This is a genomic window from Paenibacillus forsythiae T98 (assembly GCF_000520735.1).
GTDB lineage: Bacteria > Bacillota > Bacilli > Paenibacillales > Paenibacillaceae > Paenibacillus_AQ > Paenibacillus_AQ forsythiae.
In genome coordinates, this window is sequence record NZ_ASSC01000069.1 from 1 (window position 1) to 1,063 (window position 1,063).

Sequence of the window (1,063 nt, forward strand, 5' to 3'; positions counted from 1 at the left end):
CCAATCCGCGGCCGGCGACGATTCCGGTGAAGACGGCTTGGCAGCAGGCAGAGCTTTACTCCAAAGAAGCGCAGCCGAGTCTTCCTGAAGGAGCGCCGCTCTCGCATTTGGCCCAAACCGGCACGCTGCTGCTGGAGGACACCTCTCTTCTTATGCAGACGAATATTCAGGAGACGGAATGTGTGTCGCATGAGGAAGACCCGGACAAGATCATTTGTCTAACGGCAGGCTTGATGAAAAAAACGACGCATCCGTGGAAAGAGGAAGTGCTGCAAAAGGCAAAACGGACATGCCGCACGCTGCGCTCCTCCTTCCACGTAGCTGAAGAGGAGGACGGAATTAGCGGCCTGATCAGCAATGCGTCCTATGCAATCGGCAATCTCGCTTATTGCAAACGGCACGGAGTCTCCTTCGAGCGGTACTACCTTGAAGCTAAACGGATCGAAAGCAAAGGATGCGATGTGCTCTACCTGGCGAAGCAAATCGGCGGAAACTGGGTAACCCAAGGGCTGGTCTACCGCAGTCAGCAGCTCGATTCCGAGCGAAGGGCGCTGCTCTCGCGAGCGGGGGAGCAGGGCATTCAGGCCGACGTGCTGGAGGACAGCTCCGGCATCGGCCGGGAAGCGCTGGCCCGGATCGGCGTGCAAACGGATTGGCTGGGCATGCCGATTAGTGAATCGGTGGAGCACATTGCGAGGCTTCATGAACAAGGAAACCGCGTGCTTCTCGTAAGCGAATCTGCCAGTGAATACAGTCGCTATTTAATGGAAGCGGGCGTCCCCGGCGTCACGTTTGAGCAGCTGGAGCGGGTACTGGACGCCAAACAGTCCGCTCACAAAATAGAGAGCACGATAAATGAACACTTCCAAATTACGAAGAAATGGAATGTATTCGGATCGCTGCTGGCGGCCCTCGGCGTGATCAGCGCCCCGATTGCGAATTTGGCCAGCGACGCGCTGTCTCTCATCTTTGTTTCCCGCTCGTACAAGCTGGCACAGCAGGTATTCCCCCCTGCCATAGTCCATGCCTCCCGGGCAAGGGACGAGGTGGCAGGGGCGGGCGG

General features: G+C 57.7%; 1 protein-coding gene. It reads left to right on the plus strand.

What is annotated here, in order from left to right; genetic code table 11:
* Positions 1-26: 26 nt before the first annotated feature.
* A partial coding sequence (locus L692_RS27600; protein ID WP_462937976.1) for an HAD family hydrolase occupies positions 27-1,063 on the plus strand: 1,037 nt, incomplete at its 3' end.